The organism is Corynebacterium singulare (assembly GCF_000833575.1).
Classification (GTDB): domain Bacteria; phylum Actinomycetota; class Actinomycetes; order Mycobacteriales; family Mycobacteriaceae; genus Corynebacterium; species Corynebacterium singulare.
Genome location: NZ_CP010827.1, coordinates 1,203,627 through 1,222,799 on the forward strand (window position 1 = coordinate 1,203,627; position 19,173 = coordinate 1,222,799).

General features: G+C 63.2%; 18 protein-coding genes. 9 read left to right on the forward strand and 9 right to left on the reverse strand.

All coding sequences use genetic code 11. The features are described from left to right. Complete coding sequence (gene thrB / locus CSING_RS05560) at positions 1-924, forward strand: homoserine kinase (RefSeq protein WP_042530437.1); 924 nt, start codon at positions 1-3, stop codon at positions 922-924. Positions 925-969: 45 nt separating this feature from the next. Here thrB and CSING_RS05565 read toward each other — a convergent pair whose 3' ends face one another. The 4 genes from CSING_RS05565 to CSING_RS05580 all read right to left on the reverse strand — a co-directional run bounded on the left by CSING_RS05565 (position 970) and on the right by CSING_RS05580 (position 4,550). Further along, positions 970-1,665, reverse strand: a complete 696-nt coding sequence (locus CSING_RS05565; protein ID WP_042530438.1) for a helix-turn-helix transcriptional regulator — start codon at positions 1,663-1,665, stop codon at positions 970-972. 120 nt (positions 1,666-1,785) lie between these two features. Beyond that, a complete protein-coding gene (locus CSING_RS05570; RefSeq protein ID WP_042530440.1) occupies positions 1,786-3,558 on the reverse strand; it encodes an ATP-binding cassette domain-containing protein in 1,773 nt (590 codons plus the stop codon). Then, positions 3,559-4,278 (reverse strand): molybdate ABC transporter substrate-binding protein, encoded by a 720-nt coding sequence (gene modA / locus CSING_RS05575; RefSeq protein ID WP_042530442.1) that lies wholly within the window; start codon positions 4,276-4,278, stop codon positions 3,559-3,561. A gap of 11 nt (positions 4,279-4,289) precedes the next feature. Beyond that, the gene (locus CSING_RS05580; RefSeq protein WP_042530444.1) at positions 4,290-4,550 is read right to left on the reverse strand and encodes a DUF2249 domain-containing protein; all 261 of its coding nucleotides are present in this window, start codon (positions 4,548-4,550) and stop codon (positions 4,290-4,292) included. 73 nt (positions 4,551-4,623) lie between these two features. Between CSING_RS05580 and CSING_RS05585 the strand changes: the two genes are divergently transcribed. After that, positions 4,624-5,814 carry a beta-carotene 15,15'-monooxygenase gene (locus CSING_RS05585; RefSeq protein WP_407637947.1) on the forward strand — a complete coding sequence of 397 codons (1,191 nt, stop codon included), beginning with the start codon at positions 4,624-4,626 and terminating at the stop codon, positions 5,812-5,814. Beyond that, positions 5,807-7,177, forward strand: coding sequence for a multicopper oxidase domain-containing protein (locus tag CSING_RS05590; protein WP_042530446.1), 1,371 nt, complete (start codon positions 5,807-5,809; stop codon positions 7,175-7,177). Before CSING_RS05585 ends, CSING_RS05590 begins: the two co-directional genes overlap by 8 nt. On the opposite strand, the gene mobA is transcribed toward CSING_RS05590, so the two are convergent. The 5 genes from mobA to CSING_RS05615 are packed head-to-tail and all read right to left on the reverse strand — an operon-like array spanning position 7,164 to position 12,358. Next, complete coding sequence (gene mobA / locus CSING_RS05595) at positions 7,164-7,733, reverse strand: molybdenum cofactor guanylyltransferase (RefSeq protein ID WP_042530448.1); 570 nt, start codon at positions 7,731-7,733, stop codon at positions 7,164-7,166. The two genes, CSING_RS05590 and mobA, sit on opposite strands and share 14 nt — an antisense overlap. A gap of 3 nt (positions 7,734-7,736) precedes the next feature. Next, positions 7,737-8,222, reverse strand: a complete 486-nt coding sequence (gene moaC, locus CSING_RS05600; RefSeq protein WP_042530450.1) for a cyclic pyranopterin monophosphate synthase MoaC — start codon at positions 8,220-8,222, stop codon at positions 7,737-7,739. 30 nt (positions 8,223-8,252) lie between these two features. Further along, positions 8,253-9,455, reverse strand: a complete 1,203-nt coding sequence (locus CSING_RS05605) for a molybdopterin molybdotransferase MoeA (RefSeq protein WP_042530452.1) — start codon at positions 9,453-9,455, stop codon at positions 8,253-8,255. Positions 9,456-9,465: 10 nt separating this feature from the next. Next, a complete protein-coding gene (gene moaA, locus CSING_RS05610; protein ID WP_042530454.1) occupies positions 9,466-10,572 on the reverse strand; it encodes a GTP 3',8-cyclase MoaA in 1,107 nt (368 codons plus the stop codon). Between the two features lie 46 nt (positions 10,573-10,618). Continuing rightward, complete coding sequence (locus CSING_RS05615) at positions 10,619-12,358, reverse strand: long-chain fatty-acid--CoA ligase (RefSeq protein WP_042530456.1); 1,740 nt, start codon at positions 12,356-12,358, stop codon at positions 10,619-10,621. 405 nt (positions 12,359-12,763) lie between these two features. Between CSING_RS05615 and rho the strand changes: the two genes are divergently transcribed. The 6 genes from rho to CSING_RS05645 are packed head-to-tail and all read left to right on the forward strand — an operon-like array spanning position 12,764 to position 19,072. Beyond that, a complete protein-coding gene (rho, locus tag CSING_RS05620; protein WP_042530458.1) occupies positions 12,764-14,737 on the forward strand; it encodes a transcription termination factor Rho in 1,974 nt (657 codons plus the stop codon). Further along, a complete protein-coding gene (gene prfA / locus CSING_RS05625) occupies positions 14,737-15,813 on the forward strand; it encodes a peptide chain release factor 1 (protein ID WP_042530460.1) in 1,077 nt (358 codons plus the stop codon). The genes rho and prfA overlap by 1 nt, the downstream gene beginning before the upstream one ends. A 5-nt stretch (positions 15,814-15,818) precedes the next feature. Next, a complete protein-coding gene (gene prmC, locus CSING_RS05630; protein ID WP_042530462.1) occupies positions 15,819-16,697 on the forward strand; it encodes a peptide chain release factor N(5)-glutamine methyltransferase in 879 nt (292 codons plus the stop codon). Positions 16,698-16,757: 60 nt separating this feature from the next. Continuing rightward, the gene (locus tag CSING_RS05635) at positions 16,758-17,432 is read left to right on the forward strand and encodes an L-threonylcarbamoyladenylate synthase (RefSeq protein ID WP_042530464.1); all 675 of its coding nucleotides are present in this window, start codon (positions 16,758-16,760) and stop codon (positions 17,430-17,432) included. A 13-nt stretch (positions 17,433-17,445) separates the two neighbouring features. Then, positions 17,446-18,621, forward strand: a complete 1,176-nt coding sequence (locus CSING_RS05640) for an MraY family glycosyltransferase (RefSeq protein ID WP_042530466.1) — start codon at positions 17,446-17,448, stop codon at positions 18,619-18,621. Positions 18,622-18,637: 16 nt separating this feature from the next. Further along, the gene (locus tag CSING_RS05645) at positions 18,638-19,072 is read left to right on the forward strand and encodes a hypothetical protein (protein ID WP_042530468.1); all 435 of its coding nucleotides are present in this window, start codon (positions 18,638-18,640) and stop codon (positions 19,070-19,072) included. Positions 19,073-19,173: the final 101 nt, after the last annotated feature.

Sequence of the window (19,173 nt, forward strand, 5' to 3'; positions counted from 1 at the left end):
ATGAGTATCGATATCGAACTGGGCACCAAAGTCATCGTTCAGGTGCCGGCCTCCTCGGCTAACCTGGGCCCGGGCTACGACACTTTGGGCATTGCGCTGTCTCTCTATGACACCGTTGAGGTCGAAGTCATCCGTTCCGGCCTCGAGGTGGACATCTTCGGTGAAGGCGCCGAAGATTTACCGCGTGACGGTTCACACCTCGTGGTTAAGGCGATCCGTTCGGCCCTCAAGGCCGCGGATGCGGAGGTATCTGGCCTGCGTGTGGTCTGCAACAACAACATCCCGCAATCGCGCGGTCTCGGCTCCTCGGCGTCCGCCGCCGTAGCGGGCGTGGCTGCCGGAAACGGTTTGGCGGGTTCGCCGTTGTCCGAGGAGCAGGTCGTGCAGCTCTCCTCGGCCTTTGAGGGGCACCCCGATAACGCTGCCGCCTCTGTCTTGGGCAATGCTGTGGTCTCATGGACCACGGTGCCTGTTGACGGCCACTCCTTGCCGGAGTACCGCGCGGCGACCCTGGACGTGCACCGGGACATCAAGGCAACGGCTCTTGTTCCGGATTTCCATGCCTCAACCCAGGCCGTGCGCCGCGTCCTGCCGTCCCACGTCACGCACGCAGATGCTGCCTTCAACGTGTCCCGCACCGCGGTCAACGTTGCGGCGCTCACCGCTTATCCGGAGCTGCTCTGGGAAGGCACGCGCGATCGCCTGCACCAGCCTTATCGCGCAGATGTGCTTCCGGTGACCGCTGAGTGGGTCAACCGCTTGCGCAACCGGGGCTTCGCCGCGTATCTCTCCGGTGCCGGTCCTACCGTCATGGTGTTGCACACCGATCCTATTGAGGAGTCCATCCTCGATGAGGCCCGTGCGCAGGGCCTTCGAGTCCTTGAATTGGAGGTCGCCGGACCAGTGAGTGTCGAGCGCGGTTAAAACCTCTCAGCGCGGTGCCGGAGGGCGGCACCGCGTTGTCGTGTGTTAACTCGCGGCCTTGACGTTGACCCGGCAGACCCCATTGCCGGAGTGCGGGATGAGCTTGAGGTTGAGTCGCCCGCCGGCGTCCACGCCGGACTGCTCAAGGTAGCCGTCGTGGATGGCGCAGACGAAGGGGGAGGGGCGGATACCGGCAGTGACGAACGGACAGGCGTGAAGTTCAAGGTCTGTCTCGCCCGTCTGATTAAACTTGTCGATAGACGTCACCGGGTCAAACCCCATATCGCGCATGGTGCGATAGAGCGGGGCAAGAGCATCGGCGCTGTTTACTCCCTTGTCGGTGGTGGACTGTGCCCAGCGGCGACCAATCTCGCGTGCCTGCTCAGAGGCGAAGTCATCGAGCTGGTCTTTATCAGCCAGCATCTCCGCGAGCACGCTGATGAGGGTCACGTATTCCTCGGCTACGGAGCGGTTATCCGGCACGCGCACCTGGAAGATGAGTGAGGGGCGCCCGCGGCCCCGTGCCGGGGCGGTGATGACGCGCACGGCGCCGGCATTGACCAGCTCGTCGAGGTGCCCACGCGCGGTGTTGACGTGCATGCCCATGGCGTCTGCAACGTCAGCTGCTTTCGCCCCTTGTGGATACTCCTGCAGGGCTTTAAGCACCTCGCGCTGCTTGGGCGAGAGACGAAGAGACTCAGGGAAAAGCTCCGTGGAGGAACGGGGAGTGCGCGTAGACATCAGCAGATGGCTCCTTCAGAAGGTTATGAGAAAGATCCTACAACTCGTCCCTGGATTTTCTACAATTTTCACCGACTTTTCGGTGGGGTATTCCCCACGACGTGGGGGGAAGGCCGATCATTAAATACGGGTGTATACAGAAACCGCGCCATGATCGAGATGACAGCGCACCGTTGCTCCCGGCGCTGGGTCCCCCGCAACTGCGCTGACACGCAGACGGTGTGGCCCTGCATCAGCGAGTATGTCGCCGCCGCCTACTGCGGCCACTGCCCGCAAGGAGAGGTCGCCGCCTCTATCCGCGGTGAGCGCGGTGGGTGGGAAGGCTGCCCAGGCGGCCCCTTCATCCACGTGTGGGGCGGGGAGAACAATCTCGCCAGAAGTGAAGGTGCCATCTGTCACCGTTCCCTTAAGGAGGTTGAGTCCCGCAAGCTGGGCAACGAATTCATTGGGAGGCTGGGCGAGCAGATCCCGTGCGGTGCCCTTCGCAGTGATGGATCCGCCTTCCATAACGAGGATGTCGGTGGCCAGGGCGCTGATGTCATGGAGGTTGTGCGTGACGAGCACGGTCGTGCGATCGGGTGCTGCCACGGAGAGGAGGTGGCGCCAGCGCGCGGCTGATTCGACGTCCATGGCCGCGAAGGGTTCGTCGAGTACGAGAACCTCTGGGCGCGCAGCGAGTGCGCGCAGTAGTGCAACTTGGGCTGCCTGACCGCCGGATAGTTCGCGCACGTGATGCAGATTCTCCAGTCCAGCGTGGTCAAGGAGCTCTTCCGTGCGCGCTTCGTCCTTAGTCACCATGGTTAGTGCTTGCCGTACCGTCGCGGTGGGTGGAAGGCCCGGGTTCTGGGTGAGCATGACCACGCGCTGTGCGGAGACCGTGGCGCCGAGCAGGCGGCCGGAGAGAAAGCGCATGAGCGTGGTCTTGCCGGCACCGTTGGGGCCAACCACGGCGGTGATAGCTCCTCCCCGGAAGGTCACATCATGTGGGCCCGCGGAGAGGCTGACTTTTGGAGGGGTCACCGACGGTGCGGTGAGCGCGCGGAGGGCGTCGGTGTTCATGGGGGATAGTGTGCGGGCGGCTGCTGCGCGGTGTCGGTGTAGCAGGGATGGCAGGCCTGCTGCAGCGAGGAGGAGAACTGCCAGCGCGATGAGGATGGCAGAGAGCGCATAGGCGGTATCGGCGCTCACTTCGCGCTCGAGGTAGATGCCGCTGGACATCGTGCGGGTGAGCCCAGGCATTGAGCCGGCAAAGGTGATGGTGGTGCCGAATTCACCGAAGGATCGCGCGCAGGCCAACGCGGCGCCCGTGAGGACTGCTGGGGCAATGGCGGGTGCGGTGATATGACGCAGGATCTCGCCGGGGCGCATGCCCACACCCCGGGCACTCGCGACAACCTCGTGATCGAGCTGTCGGAGCGCAGAGTCCACGGCCACGACCACGAAGGGCACAGTGACGAAGATATGCGCTACCACCACACCCGCAAAGGCGAAGGCCACACGAATCTGAGCAAGCTCGAGCAGGGGACCGAGAAGGCCGCGTCGCCCCACGAGTGCGGTGAGGGCCAAACCGCCCACCACCGGCGGTAGCGCCAGCGGCAGATAGACCACCAGCCGCACCGCGTGTGCGGCGCGCTGCAGTTGCTGTAGCCACAGCGCCAAGCAGGTTCCGAGAATAGTGGAGAGGATCGTGGCGAGCGCGGCGGAGCTCAGCGTGATGCGCAGGAGGTCCTGTGTGGCTGGTGCACGGAGAGTCTCCGGGAGCTGTTCCCAAGGCACGCGCAGCCCCAAGGCCACGATGGGGGCAAAGATATAGACGGCAGCAAGTATGCCGACGGCGACGACCGCCCACGGCACGCGAGGACGTTGTTCGCGGAGATTCAGTGCAGAGTCCATCTATTTAACGGGGGTAAAACCATACTTTCGCCACTCGGCGTCAAAACCATAATCCAGAAGATCCAAGACCGCATGGGCTTCATCTCGACGGGGTGAGGCGGCAACCACGGCGCCGAGGATCTGGTTGGGGAACTTTTCGGCGCCGTCGATATGAATGGTCTCCACATCATCGCTGGAGGTGGCATCAGTGGAGTAGACCAATCCGGCGTCGGCTTCCCCGGAGGCTATCTTGCCGAGGACGTTGGCTACTTGTGATTCGAGAGAGTACGGCGTCACTGTCAGGCCCTTGGCGTCAAGGATCTTCGCAGACAACGCTCCGCACGGTACTTGAGCATCACAAAGGACGAGGCGTGTGGAGGCATCAATGTCCTCGAGGGAGGCCAGCCCCGCGGGATTGCCTTTGGGGACCACCATGACCATCGTGTTGGTGGCCAAGACTTCTGGAGTTTCGACGTCGCCGTGTGACGCGGCACGGTCCATCGTGGCCGCAGAGGCGGTGATGAGGAGGTCGGCGGGGGCGCCGTCGTAAAGCTGCTGGACCAACGCCGAGGAGCCGCCGTTGTTGATGGCCACGTCAATGTCGGTCCGCGCAGCCAAGTCGTCATTGATGAGGCGTGTTGAGGATGCCGCAAACACCGAAAGAGGCCTGTCAGCTGGCTGCGCGGTGCACCCAGTAAGGGCGAGCGTGGCGGCGAGGGCAGGGAGGGCAAGACGGCGCATGCCCACTTACTTTACGCGGTGCGTGTGAACCTAATGTGGACGTCCTCCGGTTCCTTCTTGAGGTACTTCAGCTCGAAGCTTTCCTCGCGCTGCTCAACTTCCTTGAGTAGGGGGAGGGGGTCGTGCGGAGCGATGAGGATCATGGATTCGCCCACGTTGAGCGTGCCCAGCGCTCCGTGGATGGCGCCGTGGCGCACGGCGTGGGGAATCTCAGAGGCGTTGAGGGTGGGGATGTCGGCTCCCTTGGAGGAATCAACAATCGGCAGGTTCATGGTTATGGTCCTTTCCATTGCAGGAAGCGGCATGCGTTGCCGCCCAGGTCACCAATTTACTACGATTAAAGCCGTGAAAAAAGATGTGAACCTGCTTGATGTGTCCCTCGCCGCCCGCCGGCGCTGGCACACCACAGCCTTCGCGCTGGTGGCCTTCTGGATTCTCGCGGGCATCGGACTCACCATCGCTGGTTCCCTGGGTGCCCCTGTGGTGTGGTGGGACCTTATCCACCCCTTCACGATTGGCGCGCTCACCACCGCTATCATGGTCTTTTCCACGCACTTTACCGAGGCACTCACCCGTACCCCGGCGACGAGCTACCACGGCGTCGCCACGCGCGTGGCCGCCATCCAACTGGGGTTGGTGCTCCTCCTCATCGACCGCGCAGGCTATGACTGGGGCGCGCTTGCCGACGCCTCCTCCGCCCTCCTCATCCTCACCCTCACCTGGCATGCGTGGGCGCTGTGGCAAAAGCTACGCGGCTCGCTCTCCGGGTCCTTCGCGCTCACCGTGCCCTTCTATCTGGCCGCGGCGGGCTTCATGGTGAGCGCGATCGTCCTCGTCCTTCTCGCGGCCCATGGCGTGGGCAACTATTCGTTGCTCGTTGCCGCGCACTCGCGCGGCATGGTGTGGGGCTTCGCGTTGTTGACCATCCTGGGCACCGTCGTGACCTTGCTGCCCACTCTGACGCGTACGCCCATTTCATACACCGCACGTTCTCGCTGCACCCGAGCGCTCATCGTGCACTGTGCCGGGCTTACCCTCGCTATGGGGCTAGAGGCCGTCGGGCTGACGCGGGCCGCCGGCGTGGCGCAGCTGTTTGTGGTCGTGGCGGACATTCTCATCATTCATCCGGTGCTGGCTGGTGCACTGGCTGGCACGACGACCACGGCGAGCATGTCCACCATGGCGGGTCTGGTGTGGATGCTGGCCCTGTGCACCGGCGACGCTGTTGCCAGCGGCGTGGGCGCCTATCCGCGCGCGGTCACGCTGTTACTCATGCCGAGCTTTGTCGGCGCAGGGTTGTTGCAGCTGGTCACCGGAGTGCTTCACCATATGCTGCCCATCCTGGCGCGCGCTCGGCGCACCGAGATGGGTGGCTACCTGCGCCTAGGGTTGATCAACGTGGGCGGCCTTTTCTGCCTGCTGGGGATTCCGGCTGTCCACGCTGCCGGGCTTATCATGATGGGGCTAGGCCTTATCGCCGCCGTCGCGGTCCTCGTCTGGGCCGTGGTTTCTACCAAAGGAGAAGTTCATGTCTAGCGTGCCTGCTCAGGCCCCCACCACCAAGAAATGGGCCGCGTGGCTCATCATCATCCTCGCGATCGTGGGCGTGTCCGCGCTGGCGGTGGTCAACTCTACGGTGGGCAGCCGCGGCGGTTCTTCAGCGGCGCCTGCCGACGCCACCACGATCGACGTCTCCGTCGATGGCATGGCCTTCGTCCCCAACTCCGTGGACGTTCCAGCCGGTACCCACCTTTTTGTGAACTTCACAAACACCGGTGACCAAGTCCATGACCTGAAAATCGGTGGGGCGGAGACCAGCCGGGTCGATCCGGGCGATAGCGCCGTGCTGGATGTTGGGGTTGTTACTGAGTCCGTCGAGGGTTACTGCACCATCGCCGGGCACAAGATCCAGGGCATGACCTTCATGGTCAACGTCACCGATGCGCCGGCCACCGGTGAACAGTCCACCGCCGGCCACGACCATGGCGTTGCTGCTTCCGCGAACGTTCCCTCCTTGGCTGAGCGCATGGCCCCACGCGATGACTTTGAGGCCTTCGACCCGGCTCTACAACCTGCGAAAGGTACAGTCCACGAGGAAACGTGGAGCATGACGGAGGAGGAGGTTGAGGTTGCCCCCGGCGTGCGCCAGACGCGCTGGCTGTTTAACGGCCAAGCACCAGGCCCAACGCTGCGCGGACACGTGGGGGATACCTTCCGCATCACCATCGTCAATGAGGGCTCAATGGGGCATTCCGTGGACTTCCACGCCGGTGAGGTCACCCCCACTGAGACGATGAAGACCATACAGCCTGGCGAGTCCCTCACCTATGAGTTCGTGGCCCACCGCGCCGGTGCGTGGATGTATCACTGCTCCACCATGCCAATGAGCCTGCACATTGCCAACGGCATGGCCGGTGCCGTCATCATCGACCCAAAGGGCGAGGATGCGCTGGGTGATGTCGATGCGGAATACCTTCTCACCGGCACTGAAGTCTTCCTTGCAGCCCCCGGAAAGGAGCAGGACGGCGCGGATCCGCAGCGCGTGAGCGATGGTGATTACGAGCTCACCGCCTTCAACTACTACCCGAATCAGTACGACGATGGCCTCGCCCCGCTGCACGCGAAGGTGGGCGATACGGTGCGCATCTGGCTGGTGAACCTAGGTCCTGACCTGCCGCTGAGCTTTCACGTCGTGGGCGAAATCTTCGACACCGTCTACAAGGAAGGCAGCTACCTCATCAAGGGGGCAGAAGAGTCTGGATCTCAGGCGGTGGATCTCTTACCGGCCCAGGGTGGTTTTGTGGAGATGACCTTCAACGAGCCGGGCACCTACTCCTTTGTCAACCACATCATGACGAATGCGGAGAAGGGCCAGCACGGCCAGATTATCGTCGAGTAGTCTGCCGGGCCTTCCTGCGCGCATGCAGCTCATCGACGGTATCGATGTCCCGCACAGAATCATCGCCCTGGACGTGCACTACTGTGCGGGCTTGACGCAGCAGCCGCATGGCAGGCTGGTTGCGTGGATCTCCTAATTCGCTAAGCGCATGCGCTAGCGCTGCGGTGCGCCACAGCGCGCAAAGCGGCTGGATGCGCCCCTCAAGGGTTGCTACGGCTACATCGGCCCCGGAGCAGACGAGAGTGCGTTCAAGCACAGGAAGCATCTGTGGGGAATCGGGGGCGTCAACAGCCAGGATCGCTGTGGTAGTCAAGCCACCTCCATTCAGTGCAGCATGGCCTGCGGCTATGCCCGCCACCGGTCCGCCGAAAAGGGGGCTTTCACACACCTGCGGCATACCCAGGTGGTAGGGCGAGACTACTGAGGCGGGGACGCCGTAGGGCAGCTGGCGAAGAAGACGATCAATGAGCCGCTCGCCACCCAGAGTGACGCTAGCCTTATCGGCACCCCCCATGCGCGTGCCGCGCCCGCCCGCCAGGATGATGACGCCGAGCATTGGCTAGCTCTCCGCGCCGGGCAGCTCGCGGGACCACTCTCCGGAGCGCCCGCCGGATTTCGCGGTAATGCCGCAACGACGGATATAGGCGGAGCGATCGACGCCCTTGACCATGTCAATGAGGGCCAGAGCTGCGACGTTGACGGCGGTGAGCGCCTCCATTTCAACGCCTGTTCGATCCGCCGTGCGGACCGTGGCCTCGATAAAGACGTGGTCCTCGCGCAACTCGATGTCCACGGCGCAGCCATGCACGCCAATGGTGTGGGCCAGCGGCAAAAGATCCGGCACCTTCTTGGCGGCAGCGATGCCCGCCACGCGGGCCACGGCGAGGACATCGCCCTTGGGGACGGTGCCATCGCGCAGAGCGGTGAGAATCTCCGGGGAGCAGGCCACCTCGCCCTGGGCCGTGGCGCTGCGCACCGTGGGGTTCTTCTCGGTGACGTCCACCATGTAGGCAGAGCCGGAGTCATTGAGGTGAGTGAATTTCATAGTGTCAGGGTTCCTTTGAGCAGTAGAGAGTCAGTACGGATAAACGGTGAGCTCGTCACCGGCGGCACGGGGCTCAGTAATGAGCGCGAAGCCTCGCGTGCCGGGCAGCGCGCCGACGTGATGGCTGCGCATCCGCGGGCCCGGCGGCGGGGCGGCAGTCACCGTGCCGTCGAATTCGATCAGGCAGGGCTGGATGAACGGATACTTCGCGCCTGGGAAGTCGGCGCCCGCCACGGCGCGAAGTGCCGGCCGGTCCAGCGGGCCTGCCGGGCGCGGCAGGCCCCGCAAGGAGCGCAGCAACGGGGTGAGATAGAGATGCGCGGACACAAAGGCCGCCACAGGGTTACCCGGCAAGCACACGACGGGCACACCCGCCCACAACGCGTGACCCTGCGGCGCGCCGGGGCGTTGTTCAACGTGACCAAACCAGGCGCAGTCTGCCTGCTGGCTCAGCACAGCGTGCACCACGTCGAAGGCACCGGCGGAAACACCGCCGGTGGTGACGATGAGGTCGCAGCCGCCTTCTGCCTGCACCACAGAGTCGAGAACTCGGCGCAGCTCGCTGGGATCATCGCCGCAGCACAGCCGGGTGATGCTAACAGGCCCCGTGGCAGCGATAAGCGCGTCAAGCATCGGTCCATTGGAATCGGGCAGGAGGCCGCTGAGCAGTTCCTCACCCGTGGCGATAACGGCAACGCGCGGGATGCGGTGCACCTGCGCCGTGCTGATCCCGGCGGAGAGGAGGGTGGCTAACAGGGGAGCGTCGATAAGCGTGGCGGGGCCGGCAATCTCCTGGCCGATAGCAATATGGGAGCCGCGGCGGCGGATGTGGTTTCGGGGCGGTAGGCGGTGGATGGTGACGGCCTCCGGCAGGGGGGCCGGGCCAGCGGACACGTCGGTATCCTCCACGGGGATGACAAGGCCCTTGAAACCATCGGGCACCGCAGCGCCCGTCATGATGCGCACGGCCGTACCGGGCGTGGGGCTGAGCGGGGGAGTGCCGGCGGGGACATCGCCGATGACCTGCAGCGAGCAGGGCGCATCGAGAGGTAGGGTCAGGAAGCCATCCATGGCGGAATTATCCTGGGGTGGCACCGCACTCTGGGCCGTGACAGCCTCGGCAAGGACGAGGCCTGCCTGCACCGCTGCAGTGTCGGCCGGTACGGGGCGGATAAGAGCCTGAAGGCGTGCGAAATAGTCTTCGATGCTCGTTGTCTGCCCAGTCGTTGTCATTGCACCCAATCTAGCCGCCGATGGCGGACATCGGGCGATCGGGCTGGAGGAACCCCTCGTCATTCACACCGTGGCCGGGCAGCTTGCGCCACATCTCACCGGCCCATGCGGCGGCGAGCTCATCATCGCTGGCGCCTTCGCGCATCAAATCGCGCAGAGAGGTCTCTGAATTGCCGAACAAGCAGTTGCGCACCGCGCCATCAGTGGTCAAGCGCGTGCGGTCGCAGGTGCCGCAGAAGGGACGAGTGACCGAGGCAATAACGCCAATGCGCCCCGGTGGCAGGGAGCCATCGCGTGCCTTAACCTCCCACAGGGCAGCGGGTGCGGAGCCGCGGGGCTCCTCGGTAGGGCGCAGCTCTAATCCCTCACGCAGGCGAGCGAGGATATCATCAGCCGTCACCATGCGGGAGCGGTCCCACTCCTCCCGCGGGCCCAGCGGCATCTGCTCAATAAAACGCAGCTGCGCACCACGCTCGAGGCAGAAGCGCGCCAGGGGAAGGATGGCAGACTCATTGACCCCAGGCATGATGACCGCGTTGATCTTCACCGGATCCATCCCAGCCGACAGGGCTGCATCGATAGACCGAACCACATCAGGAAGGCGGTCGCGCCGGGTCAAGCGGGCATACAGCTCGCGGTCGAGGGTATCGAGGGAGATATTCACTCGGTCCAGCCCGGCGCGCTGTAGTCCAGGAAGCCGCTTGTCCAAGCCCAAGCCGTTGGTGGTCAGCGCTGTGGAGGGCGCCACACCTTCGTCGGTGCGTACATCCTTGGTGGCGGCGATGATCTCTTCTAGGGAGTGGCGTAGGAGCGGCTCACCACCGGTGAAGCGCACCTGGCGAATACCGAGCTTTTCCACGCCCAAGCGGATAAGGCGGATCGTTTCCTCATCACGCAACGTCTGCGCGGTGGGCATCCACTCCACGCCGTCCGCCGGCATGCAATACGTGCACCGCAGATTGCAGCGATCCGTGAGAGAGACGCGCAGATCTCGAGCTTGCCGGCCGTACCGGTCCAGGAGTGCGCGCTCACCATGTGCGCCGGGTTGCGGGAGATCGGCGGGATGATCGGCAGAACCCGGGACGCGGGGCAGTGGTAGGGAGATGGAATCGGACATTGCTCGATAGTTTAACCCGAATAAATCCGAATTAATAGAGTGGGGGTTAATCTCTGGCGTCGAGGCGCTGGGATTCGCCCGGGCCCTTCAGACGGATGATGTTGTACTCACCTTCAGCTAGGTGAGCACGCAGGTCCTTCTTATCGAACTTGCCCACGGACGTCTTATCGATGGATTTCACAAAAGTCCAGTACTCCGGCAGCATCCACGAGGGCAGCTCCGAGCGCATGCCGTCGCGCAGGCGCTCGGCAGTCTCAATGGTGGGGGAAATATCTGCTGCCAGCACGGTCACGGCGAGGGGACGCTCGACCCACTGCTTATCGGGGTAGCCAATGACGGCGCACTCAAGCACGTCCGGGTTACTCATGATGAGGTTTTCTAGCTGCACCGAGTAAATCCACTCGCCACCGGAGCGGATGACATCGCGAGCGCGGTCTTCCACGGTGAGGAAGCCCTCCTCGTTGACGAAGCCGACGTCGCCCGTGCGCAGCCAGCCATCGGCGGTAAATTTAGATTCAGCATCCTCGACATCTTTGCCGCGGAACTCGTGAGCGGCCCCTCCGTCTTCCGAGGCGGGCGAGTGGTAGTAGGAGCCGGTCACGAGGTTTCCGCGTACCTGAATCTCGCCGGCGTTGAGGTCGGTGGTGTTGACAACGTGGCCATCGTTGACCACGCGGTACTGCAGTGAGGCGGGGAAGCGTCCTTGGGAGACGCGGTAGGCCCAGCGCGCTTCACCCGAGGCGCCTGAGGGCGGGCGCGCAACGGTACCGACAGTGGTGGTTTCCGCCATTCCCCAGACGTGCACGACATCCACGCCGTAGCGCTCCTCCCACATTTTGATGAGCTGCGGTGGGACGGGGGAGCCGCCCGCGAAAATTTCCGTGAGCGTCATGCGCTCCGGTGGGTGCTTGAGGTAGTGGACGAAGAGCTGAATCCAAATGGTGGGAACGCCATGTGCCACGCGTGGGGATGTGGCGGCAATGACTTTGGCCAGGGTGGCGGGGGACACGTCGGCGTCGGGAAGCACCAGCGGCGTACCCGTCATCCACGCCGCAAAAGGAACACCCCAGCTCAGCACGTGGTAAATGGGAATGCAACACAGGAAAGTCTCACCGTGCGTGACGCACAGCGAATCGGAAGAGCGCAGCTGCATACCCTCGAGATACAGCGCGCGGTGCGAATAAAGCACGCCCTTCGGCGCGCCGGTGGTGCCCGTGGAATAACACAGAGCGGCGGCCGTGTGCTCATCCAGCACGGGCCAGTCATAGACCGTCGAGCGGCCATCGAGCAGCTCCTCGTAGCTGTAGACCTCCACACCCTCCGGCATAGGGGCCGTGAGCTTATCGACGTCCGTGAACACCACTGCACGCACGCACTCCACGCCCTTGAGGACGTTCGCCAGCTGCTGCCCCAAGCGGCCATCGGCGACAATGACCTGGACTTCTGCGTGATTGACGATGTGCCGGATTTGGTCATTCATCAGCTGCTTGTTGAGCGGGGTAAATACCGCGCCCTTGCACGCAGTGCCGAAGAGAACCTCGAGGTGTTCTGCGCAGTTCCACATGAGGGTTCCCACGCGTTCATCCCCGGTGACTCCCAATGTGTCATGCAACGCATGAGCGAAGGCTGCGGCGCGCGCGCCGATATCCGCGAAGGTGGTTTCCTCCCTCTCATTGCCCGGATCGGCACTGTGCCAGGTGATGACTTGGGTCTGGCTGTGAACGGAGGAACCGTACTCCAGGATGCGGGTCAGGGACAGGGGGATATCCTGCATTGTGGAGAGCATGGCCACTACTTTAGCCGTGTCAGTGTGATCGCGGTCGATGGATGCGGTATAGTTGCTTGCGACTGGCGGGGAGGCCTTCCCCGCACCTTCCGAGCATCCTCCACGGTACGCACGCGGTGTCGGCGCGCGGCGGTGAAGGGGAGTAGAGATACGCTCGCAGTCGCCTCTTATAACATCTCCCATCAGTGACCCACGGCTGTGTAATCTTTTCCGCGCCGCGGGGGCTTCTTTACAGGGAGAGCCACACATACCCACCGCCCACGGGGATCGCGGTCGCGTGAACTCGCTGGCGGCGGTGGACCAGATTAATTACACATTGGCTTCCAACGCCCCACGTGGGCTGTCCCGCACACGGTGCGGCCCAGTCATGATGGCGCCCGTTGGTGAAGCGACGAAAGGATATCCGTGAGCGATACGGACAAGACCGCAGCACAGGATCTCGCATCCCTGAAGCTGCCGGAACTGCGCAAGCTTGCCGCGGAGCGCGGGCTCCGCGGCGTCTCCGGACTGCGCAAGGGGGACCTCATTACCGCCCTAACCACCGGCCACGTTCCCCCGCGCGCTGCCAAGGCCGCGAAGGCTGCCGACGGCGCCTCGGCCGATGCCCCGAAGGCAGAGGAGAAGGACACTAAGCAGCGCCGTGCGGCCCGCAAGGCCTCACGCCCGGCAGGCTCCGCCGATGACCAGCAGGCCGCCAAGGGTCACGGCTCAGACAAGGATCACGGCTCAGAGAAAAACTCTGAGCAGGGTTCTGAGAACAAGGGCGACAAGAACGATTCCAAGCACGACGGGGGCACTGACGAGCAGCGCTATGAGTCGCGTTCGCAGGCCCGCCGCGCTCGCCGCAACCGTGCCCGCCGCCAAGAGCGCGAGGCCCGCGAAGAGAACAACGGTGGCCAGAACAACGGTGGCCAGAACAACAACTCCGGCGGCGACAACTCTGGGGACACCGAGTCTGGTCATGACAACTCTGGTAACCAGGGCGGCAACAACAATGACGGCGGCCAGGGCACATCGGATGACAACCACGGCCGCAACAACGGCCAGAACAACGGTGGTGGCAACAACCGCCGTGATAACCACAACCGCCACGACGACAACAACGGTGGCGGCGGACGTCGCAACCGCCGCAACCGCCGCAACCGCCGCGGCCGTGACCGCGATGGCGGCAATGGTGGCAATGACCTGCAGATTCGTGAAGGCGATGAGGTCCAGGCAGTTGGCGGCATCCTCGAGGTCGTGGACAACAACGTGGCCTTCCTGCGCACCACGGGCTACCGTGCCGCAAGCTCCGATGTCTTCGTCAACAACAACCTTGTCCGTCGCCTGGGCTTGCGCTCCGGCGACGCCGTGACCGGCCAGGTCAAGGTGTCTGGCCCGACGCACACGCACGGCAACGGCCGCAACCGCCGCAAGTACAACCAGCTGGTCCAGGTCGACACGGTTAACGGCCTCGAGCCGTCAACCGCTAAGGAGCGTCCGGAGTTCTCCAAGCTCACCCCGCTGTATCCGAACCAGCGCCTGCGCCTGGAGACGGATCCAAAGATCCTCACCACCCGCGTTATCGACCTCATCATGCCGATTGGTAAGGGCCAGCGCGCGCTCATCGTCTCCCCGCCGAAGGCCGGTAAGACGACGATCCTGCAGAACATTGCCAACGCAATTGCGGCCAACAACCCGGAGTGCTACCTCATGGTTGTCCTCGTCGACGAGCGCCCTGAGGAAGTCACCGACATGCAGCGCAGCGTCAAGGGCGAGGTTATCGCCTCCACCTTCGACCGCCCGCCGTCAGAGCACACCTCCGTGGCGGAGCTGGCCATCGAGCGCGCTAAGCGCCTAGTGGAGCAGGGCAAGGACGTTGTCGTCCTGCTGGACTCCATTACCCGCCTTGGCCGTGCCTACAACAATTCCTCCCCGGCATCCGGCCGCATCCTCTCCGGTGGTGTGGACTCCAATGCCCTCTACCCGCCGAAGCGTTTCCTCGGTGCTGCCCGCAACATTGAGAATGGTGGTTCGCTGACCATCATCGCCACCGCGATGGTGGAGACCGGCTCCACTGGTGACACCGTCATCTTCGAGGAGTTCAAGGGCACCGGCAACGCCGAACTCAAGCTCGACCGTGCCATCTCTGAGCGCCGCATCTTCCCAGCTGTGGACGTTAACCCGTCCGGCACCCGCAAGGACGAGCTCCTGTTGGTTCCGGAAGAGGCGCGCATCATGACCAAGCTGCGCCGTATCCTTTCCGGCCTGGATTCCTTTGCCGCTATCGACCTGCTCATCAAGCAGCTCAAGAAGACCCGCTCCAACGGCGAATTCCTCATGCAGGTGGCCTCCTCTGCGCCCATGGCGGCAGATACCGATGAGGAGGACTACAAGTAATGTCGAATCAGGTTTCCCTCGTTGACGATATTGTCTCCGAGTACCAGGGCATCGAGATGCAGATGGCTGATCCGGAGGTAGCCGGTGATCAGTCTCAGTTCCGCAAGCTGTCCAAGCGTTATGCCGAGCTGCGCCCGATCGTCGCTGTGAATGATGAGCTGGTCCAGGCTCGCCAGGATCTGGCCGACGCCAAAGAGATGGCCTACGAAGACCACGAGTTCCAGCCCGAGGTTGACCGCCTCGAGCCACTCGTCGTCGAGCTGGAGGAGAAGCTCGCTGACCTGCTCGCTCCGCGCGATGAGCAGGACTCCGAAGACATCATCATGGAGATCAAGGCCGGCGCTGGTGGCGAAGAGGCAGCTCTCTTTGCCGGAGACCTTGCCCGCATGTACGAGCGTTTCGCGGACAAGGCTGGCTTCCAGTGGGAGGTTTTGGGCCTCAACGAGTCCGATCTCGGCGGTGTCAAGGACATGTCCATCTCCTTCAAGTCCAAGACCCCATCCCGCGACGGCGCGTGGAGCGTGTTCAAGTTCGAGGGCGGAGTGCACCGCGTGCAGCGCGTTCCGGTGACCGAATCCCAGGGGCGCATCCAGACCTCGGCTGCCGGTGTGTTGGTTTACCCGGAACCAGAAGAGGTCGAAGCCGTCAACATCGATGACAAGGACATCCGCGTTGACGTCTACCGTTCCTCTGGTAAGGGCGGCCAGGGTGTGAACACCACCGACTCCGCGGTGCGTATTACTCACCTGCCGACCGGCCTGGTGGTGACCTGTCAGAAGGAGCGTTCCCAGATCCAGAACAAGGCGCGTGCCCTGCAGGTGCTGCAAGCTCGCCTGGACCAGATGGAGCGCGAGGCCCGCGAGGCGGAGGCCGGTGAGCAGCGCGCCTCCCAGGTACGCACGATGGACCGCTCGGAGCGCATCCGCACCTACAACTGGCCGGAGAACCGTATTACTGACCACCGCATTGGCTACAAGGCCAACAACCTTGACTCGGTGCTCAACGGTGATATGCAGGAGCTCATCGAGGCCCTGCAGGCCCAAGAGCGCGCCGAGCGCCTTGAGGCGGATGGCTAAAAACGGTGAAGTTTCACACCTATCAGGAGGCGCTTCGCGATGCCGCGGGGCGCCTTCGCGCCGCCGGGGTCCCCTCACCCGAGTGGGATGCCCGCGTGCTTGCGGCCCATCTCATCCACTGCGGCCACATGGACATCCCGCTAAGCCACGAGCCAATGCCGGGCTTTGACGTGGCATACGGGGCGTTGGTGGGGCGTCGAGAAGCACGCGAGCCCCTCCAACACATCCTGGGCACGGCCTGGTTTGGCCCCCTCGAGCTCGACGTCGGCCCCGGCGTGTTCATCCCGCGACCGGAGACGGAGGTGCTCGCCGAGTGGGGAGTTAGAGCCTTGAAGGAATCTATCCTGGGCCAGGAGTCTCCGTGCGTCGTGGATCTCTGCACCGGGTCGGGGGCGCTGGCTCTCTACATTGCACACTTTGTGCCGCAGGCGCAGGTGTGGGCCGTGGAGCTTTCCGACGCCGCCCTGGCCTATACCCAGCGCAATGCCCGCAACACCGCAGGGGACGCCAGCGGTCACGTACACCTGGTCAAGGGCGATGTGACGGACTCTCACGTGCTCGCCGAACTCGACGGCACCGTGGACCTGGTGCTCACGAACCCACCCTACGTGCCGGAAAATCCGTTCCTAGACCCAGAGGTCTACCACGACCCACACGAGGCCGTCTTTGGTGGAGCCGATGGGATGGAGACAATCACCGCTATGATCCCCACGATTGCACGGCTGCTTCGCCCGGGCGGACGAGTGGGTATCGAGCACGACGATGAGACCTCCGAAAAAGTGCAGGATGCTCTGCTCAGCTACGGTGGCTTCGACCAGGTGGACGTCTTACATGACCTCACCGGGACCGCGCGATTTGTGACGGCGGTGCGGGGAGTACAGTAAATTGGTCAAGGATTGGCCAACTAGCCGACGCCGCGCGACCGCGGCATGAAGGAGAGACCGATGCAGGGGCAGATTTTCAACTGCGCGGATGCTGCTGAGCGCGAGGAAGGCATGGACCTGGCGGTCAAGGCCGCCAAATCCGGCCGCCTCGTCGTTATGCCTACCGATACCCTCTATGGTCTGGGCTGCGATGCCTTTGACAACGACGCCGTGGCGAGCCTTCTTGCCACTAAACACCGTGGCCCCGACATGCCGGTGCCGGTCCTCGTGGGCTCGTGGGACACCGTCAAGGGATTGGTGGCCCGCCTGGATGACACCGCACAGAATCTCATTGAGGCCTTCTGGCCCGGCGGGCTGTCCATCGTCGTCCCGCAGGCGCCGTCCTTGCCATGGAATCTGGGAGATACCCGGGGCACGGTGATGCTCCGCATGCCTCTTCACCCCATCGCGATTGAATTGCTGCGCGAGGTCGGACCAATGGCCGTGTCCTCCGCAAACATTTCCGGCCACCAGCCTCCGACAACTGCCATTGCTGCCAAACAGCAATTGGGTAAGGCAGTCACCGTGTATTTGGATGGTGGGGAAGCAGAGGTAGGAAAACCCTCGACGATTATTGATCTATCCGGCGAACACCCTTACCTGTTGCGTGAGGGCGCTTTGAGTGCCGAAGAAATAGCTGAGGTCATCGGCGTGAGCGCGGATTCCCTGCGCACGCGCCCGAGTGCTACTAACTAAGGAGCCCTTCACCGTGGCTGGAACTGGCGTGCCGCTGCGCGAATTGGCCTTGGTCATTTTCGTTGCAGCAGCATTTACGTATCTCACCACCGGATTAGTGCGCACTTTTCTTGTGCGTACCGGCCGGGTGGCAGAGATTCGCCTGCGCGATAGTCACTCACAGCCCACCCCGCAGTTGGGCGGTGTGGCCATGTTTACCGGTTTCGCTGCGGCGGTGTATCTCGCCGGCCAGCTTCCAGCCTTGACCCGCGGCTTCATGCCCGTCACCCCGGAGATGAATGCGGCGCTGTGGTCGGCGGCAGCCATCGTCCTCGTGGGAGTGGTGGATGACCTCATAGAGCTCAGTGCCCTTGTGAAGCTCATCGGGCAGCTTGTTTCGGCAGCCCTCATGAGCGGCTTAGGTCTGACGTGGACGCTGCTCTTTTTGCCTTTCGGCGATGGAACGACGGTGATTCTAGACCAAGTCCAGGCCACCCTCTTGACAACTTTCTTTACGGTTCTGCTTATTAACGCCATCAATTTCGTCGATGGTCTCGATGGATTAGCTGCGGGTCTGGGCATGATCGCTGGCGGCGCCATCCTTATTTTCTCCCTCACGGTGCTCCATGACCAGGGCGGGGCTGTCTCAGCGTATCCGCCGGCGATTATTGCGGCTGCTCTTGTGGGCATGTGTGCGGGTTTCCTGCCTCATAATTTCGAACCTTCGCGCATCTTTATGGGTGATAGTGGAGCGATGCTGATTGGATTGTTGCTTGCGGCGGCCTCGACCTCGGCTTCAGGCAAAATCAACATGTCGCTTTATGGCACGGTAGACATGGTTGCGCTCATGTCCCCGGTTATCGTGGTCATTGCCGCGGTCTTCGTTCCAGTCTTGGACCTTGTCTGGGCGGTTATTCGCCGCGTCTCACAGGGGCGATCGCCGTTTGCGGCCGACAAGGCCCACATCCACCACCGTCTCCTGTCCTTGGGTCACACGCATCGCCGAACGGTGCTCGTGTTGTACTTATGGGTCTCTGCAGTAGCCTTTGGTGCCGTGTCTTTCTCCATCGTGCCGGCGCCTGTCGCAGTGGTTCTTGCCGTCCTCGCACTCGTCGTAGCCTTCGGCGTCACGCTTATCCCGCTGCGCCAGGGCAAGATTGGCCGCGCGCCGCGACCCACCAGTGTGGTGCTAGAATCTGATCCCTCCTGAGGTAGGGTATGGGGCTGTGACTGAATCAACGACTCCTGAAGAGCCGTCGCCTTATGACGATCACCGCCGCCCACTCAAGCGTGCTTTGCGCCTTGGCGCGATGGGCCTGGTCGTGGTGACTATCGCCTCCCTCGCCATCTGGGGCGGTGTCCGCGGAACGCCTGGTCTGCTGGGTGTGCTCGTTGGCGCAGCCATTGGCGGAGGCTTCGTTCTGTTTACGGCGGCTTCAGTGCTCCTGACCGCACGCACAACGCCATCGACGACTATGGCCGTTGTCTTGGGCGGCTGGCTGCTCAAGGTCGTCATTCTTATCATGGTCCTTTTGCTCATCAAGGACCTGGAGTTCTATGACACTATGGCGCTCTTCGTCACCGTCATCTGTGCGCTGGCGGTTACGCTCGGCACAGAGGTCTGGGGCGTGGTGACATCCAACGTGACATACGTCTCCTAGCATGTGAGGCGTCCGCTGACTATATGCACTGCCACCCTTACTGGTTGCCCCAGTAGGGTGGCTTTTTCGTGTCGTGTGGTGACAATGTCGGTGCCCGTAGT

Excerpts from the sequence above, each read along its gene's own strand:
- moaA (WP_042530454.1), bottom strand. The coding sequence starts at position 10,572 with ATGTCCGATTCCATCTCCCTACCACTGCCCCGCGTCCCGGGTTCTGCC.
- modA (WP_042530442.1), bottom strand. The coding sequence starts at position 4,278 with ATGCGCCGTCTTGCCCTCCCTGCCCTCGCCGCCACGCTCGCCCTTACT.
- CSING_RS05570 (WP_042530440.1), bottom strand. The coding sequence starts at position 3,558 with ATGGACTCTGCACTGAATCTCCGCGAACAACGTCCTCGCGTGCCGTGG.
- CSING_RS05565 (WP_042530438.1), bottom strand. The coding sequence starts at position 1,665 with ATGTCTACGCGCACTCCCCGTTCCTCCACGGAGCTTTTCCCTGAGTCT.
- CSING_RS05580 (WP_042530444.1), bottom strand. The coding sequence starts at position 4,550 with ATGAACCTGCCGATTGTTGATTCCTCCAAGGGAGCCGACATCCCCACC.
- moaC (WP_042530450.1), bottom strand. The coding sequence starts at position 8,222 with ATGAAATTCACTCACCTCAATGACTCCGGCTCTGCCTACATGGTGGAC.
- CSING_RS05635 (WP_042530464.1), top strand. The coding sequence starts at position 16,758 with ATGCAGGGGCAGATTTTCAACTGCGCGGATGCTGCTGAGCGCGAGGAA.
- prfA (WP_042530460.1), top strand. The coding sequence starts at position 14,737 with ATGTCGAATCAGGTTTCCCTCGTTGACGATATTGTCTCCGAGTACCAG.
- CSING_RS05615 (WP_042530456.1), bottom strand. The coding sequence starts at position 12,358 with ATGCTCTCCACAATGCAGGATATCCCCCTGTCCCTGACCCGCATCCTG.
- thrB (WP_042530437.1), top strand. The coding sequence starts at position 1 with ATGAGTATCGATATCGAACTGGGCACCAAAGTCATCGTTCAGGTGCCG.
- CSING_RS05605 (WP_042530452.1), bottom strand. The coding sequence starts at position 9,455 with ATGACAACGACTGGGCAGACAACGAGCATCGAAGACTATTTCGCACGC.
- mobA (WP_042530448.1), bottom strand. The coding sequence starts at position 7,733 with ATGCTCGGCGTCATCATCCTGGCGGGCGGGCGCGGCACGCGCATGGGG.
- CSING_RS05590 (WP_042530446.1), top strand. The coding sequence starts at position 5,807 with ATGTCTAGCGTGCCTGCTCAGGCCCCCACCACCAAGAAATGGGCCGCG.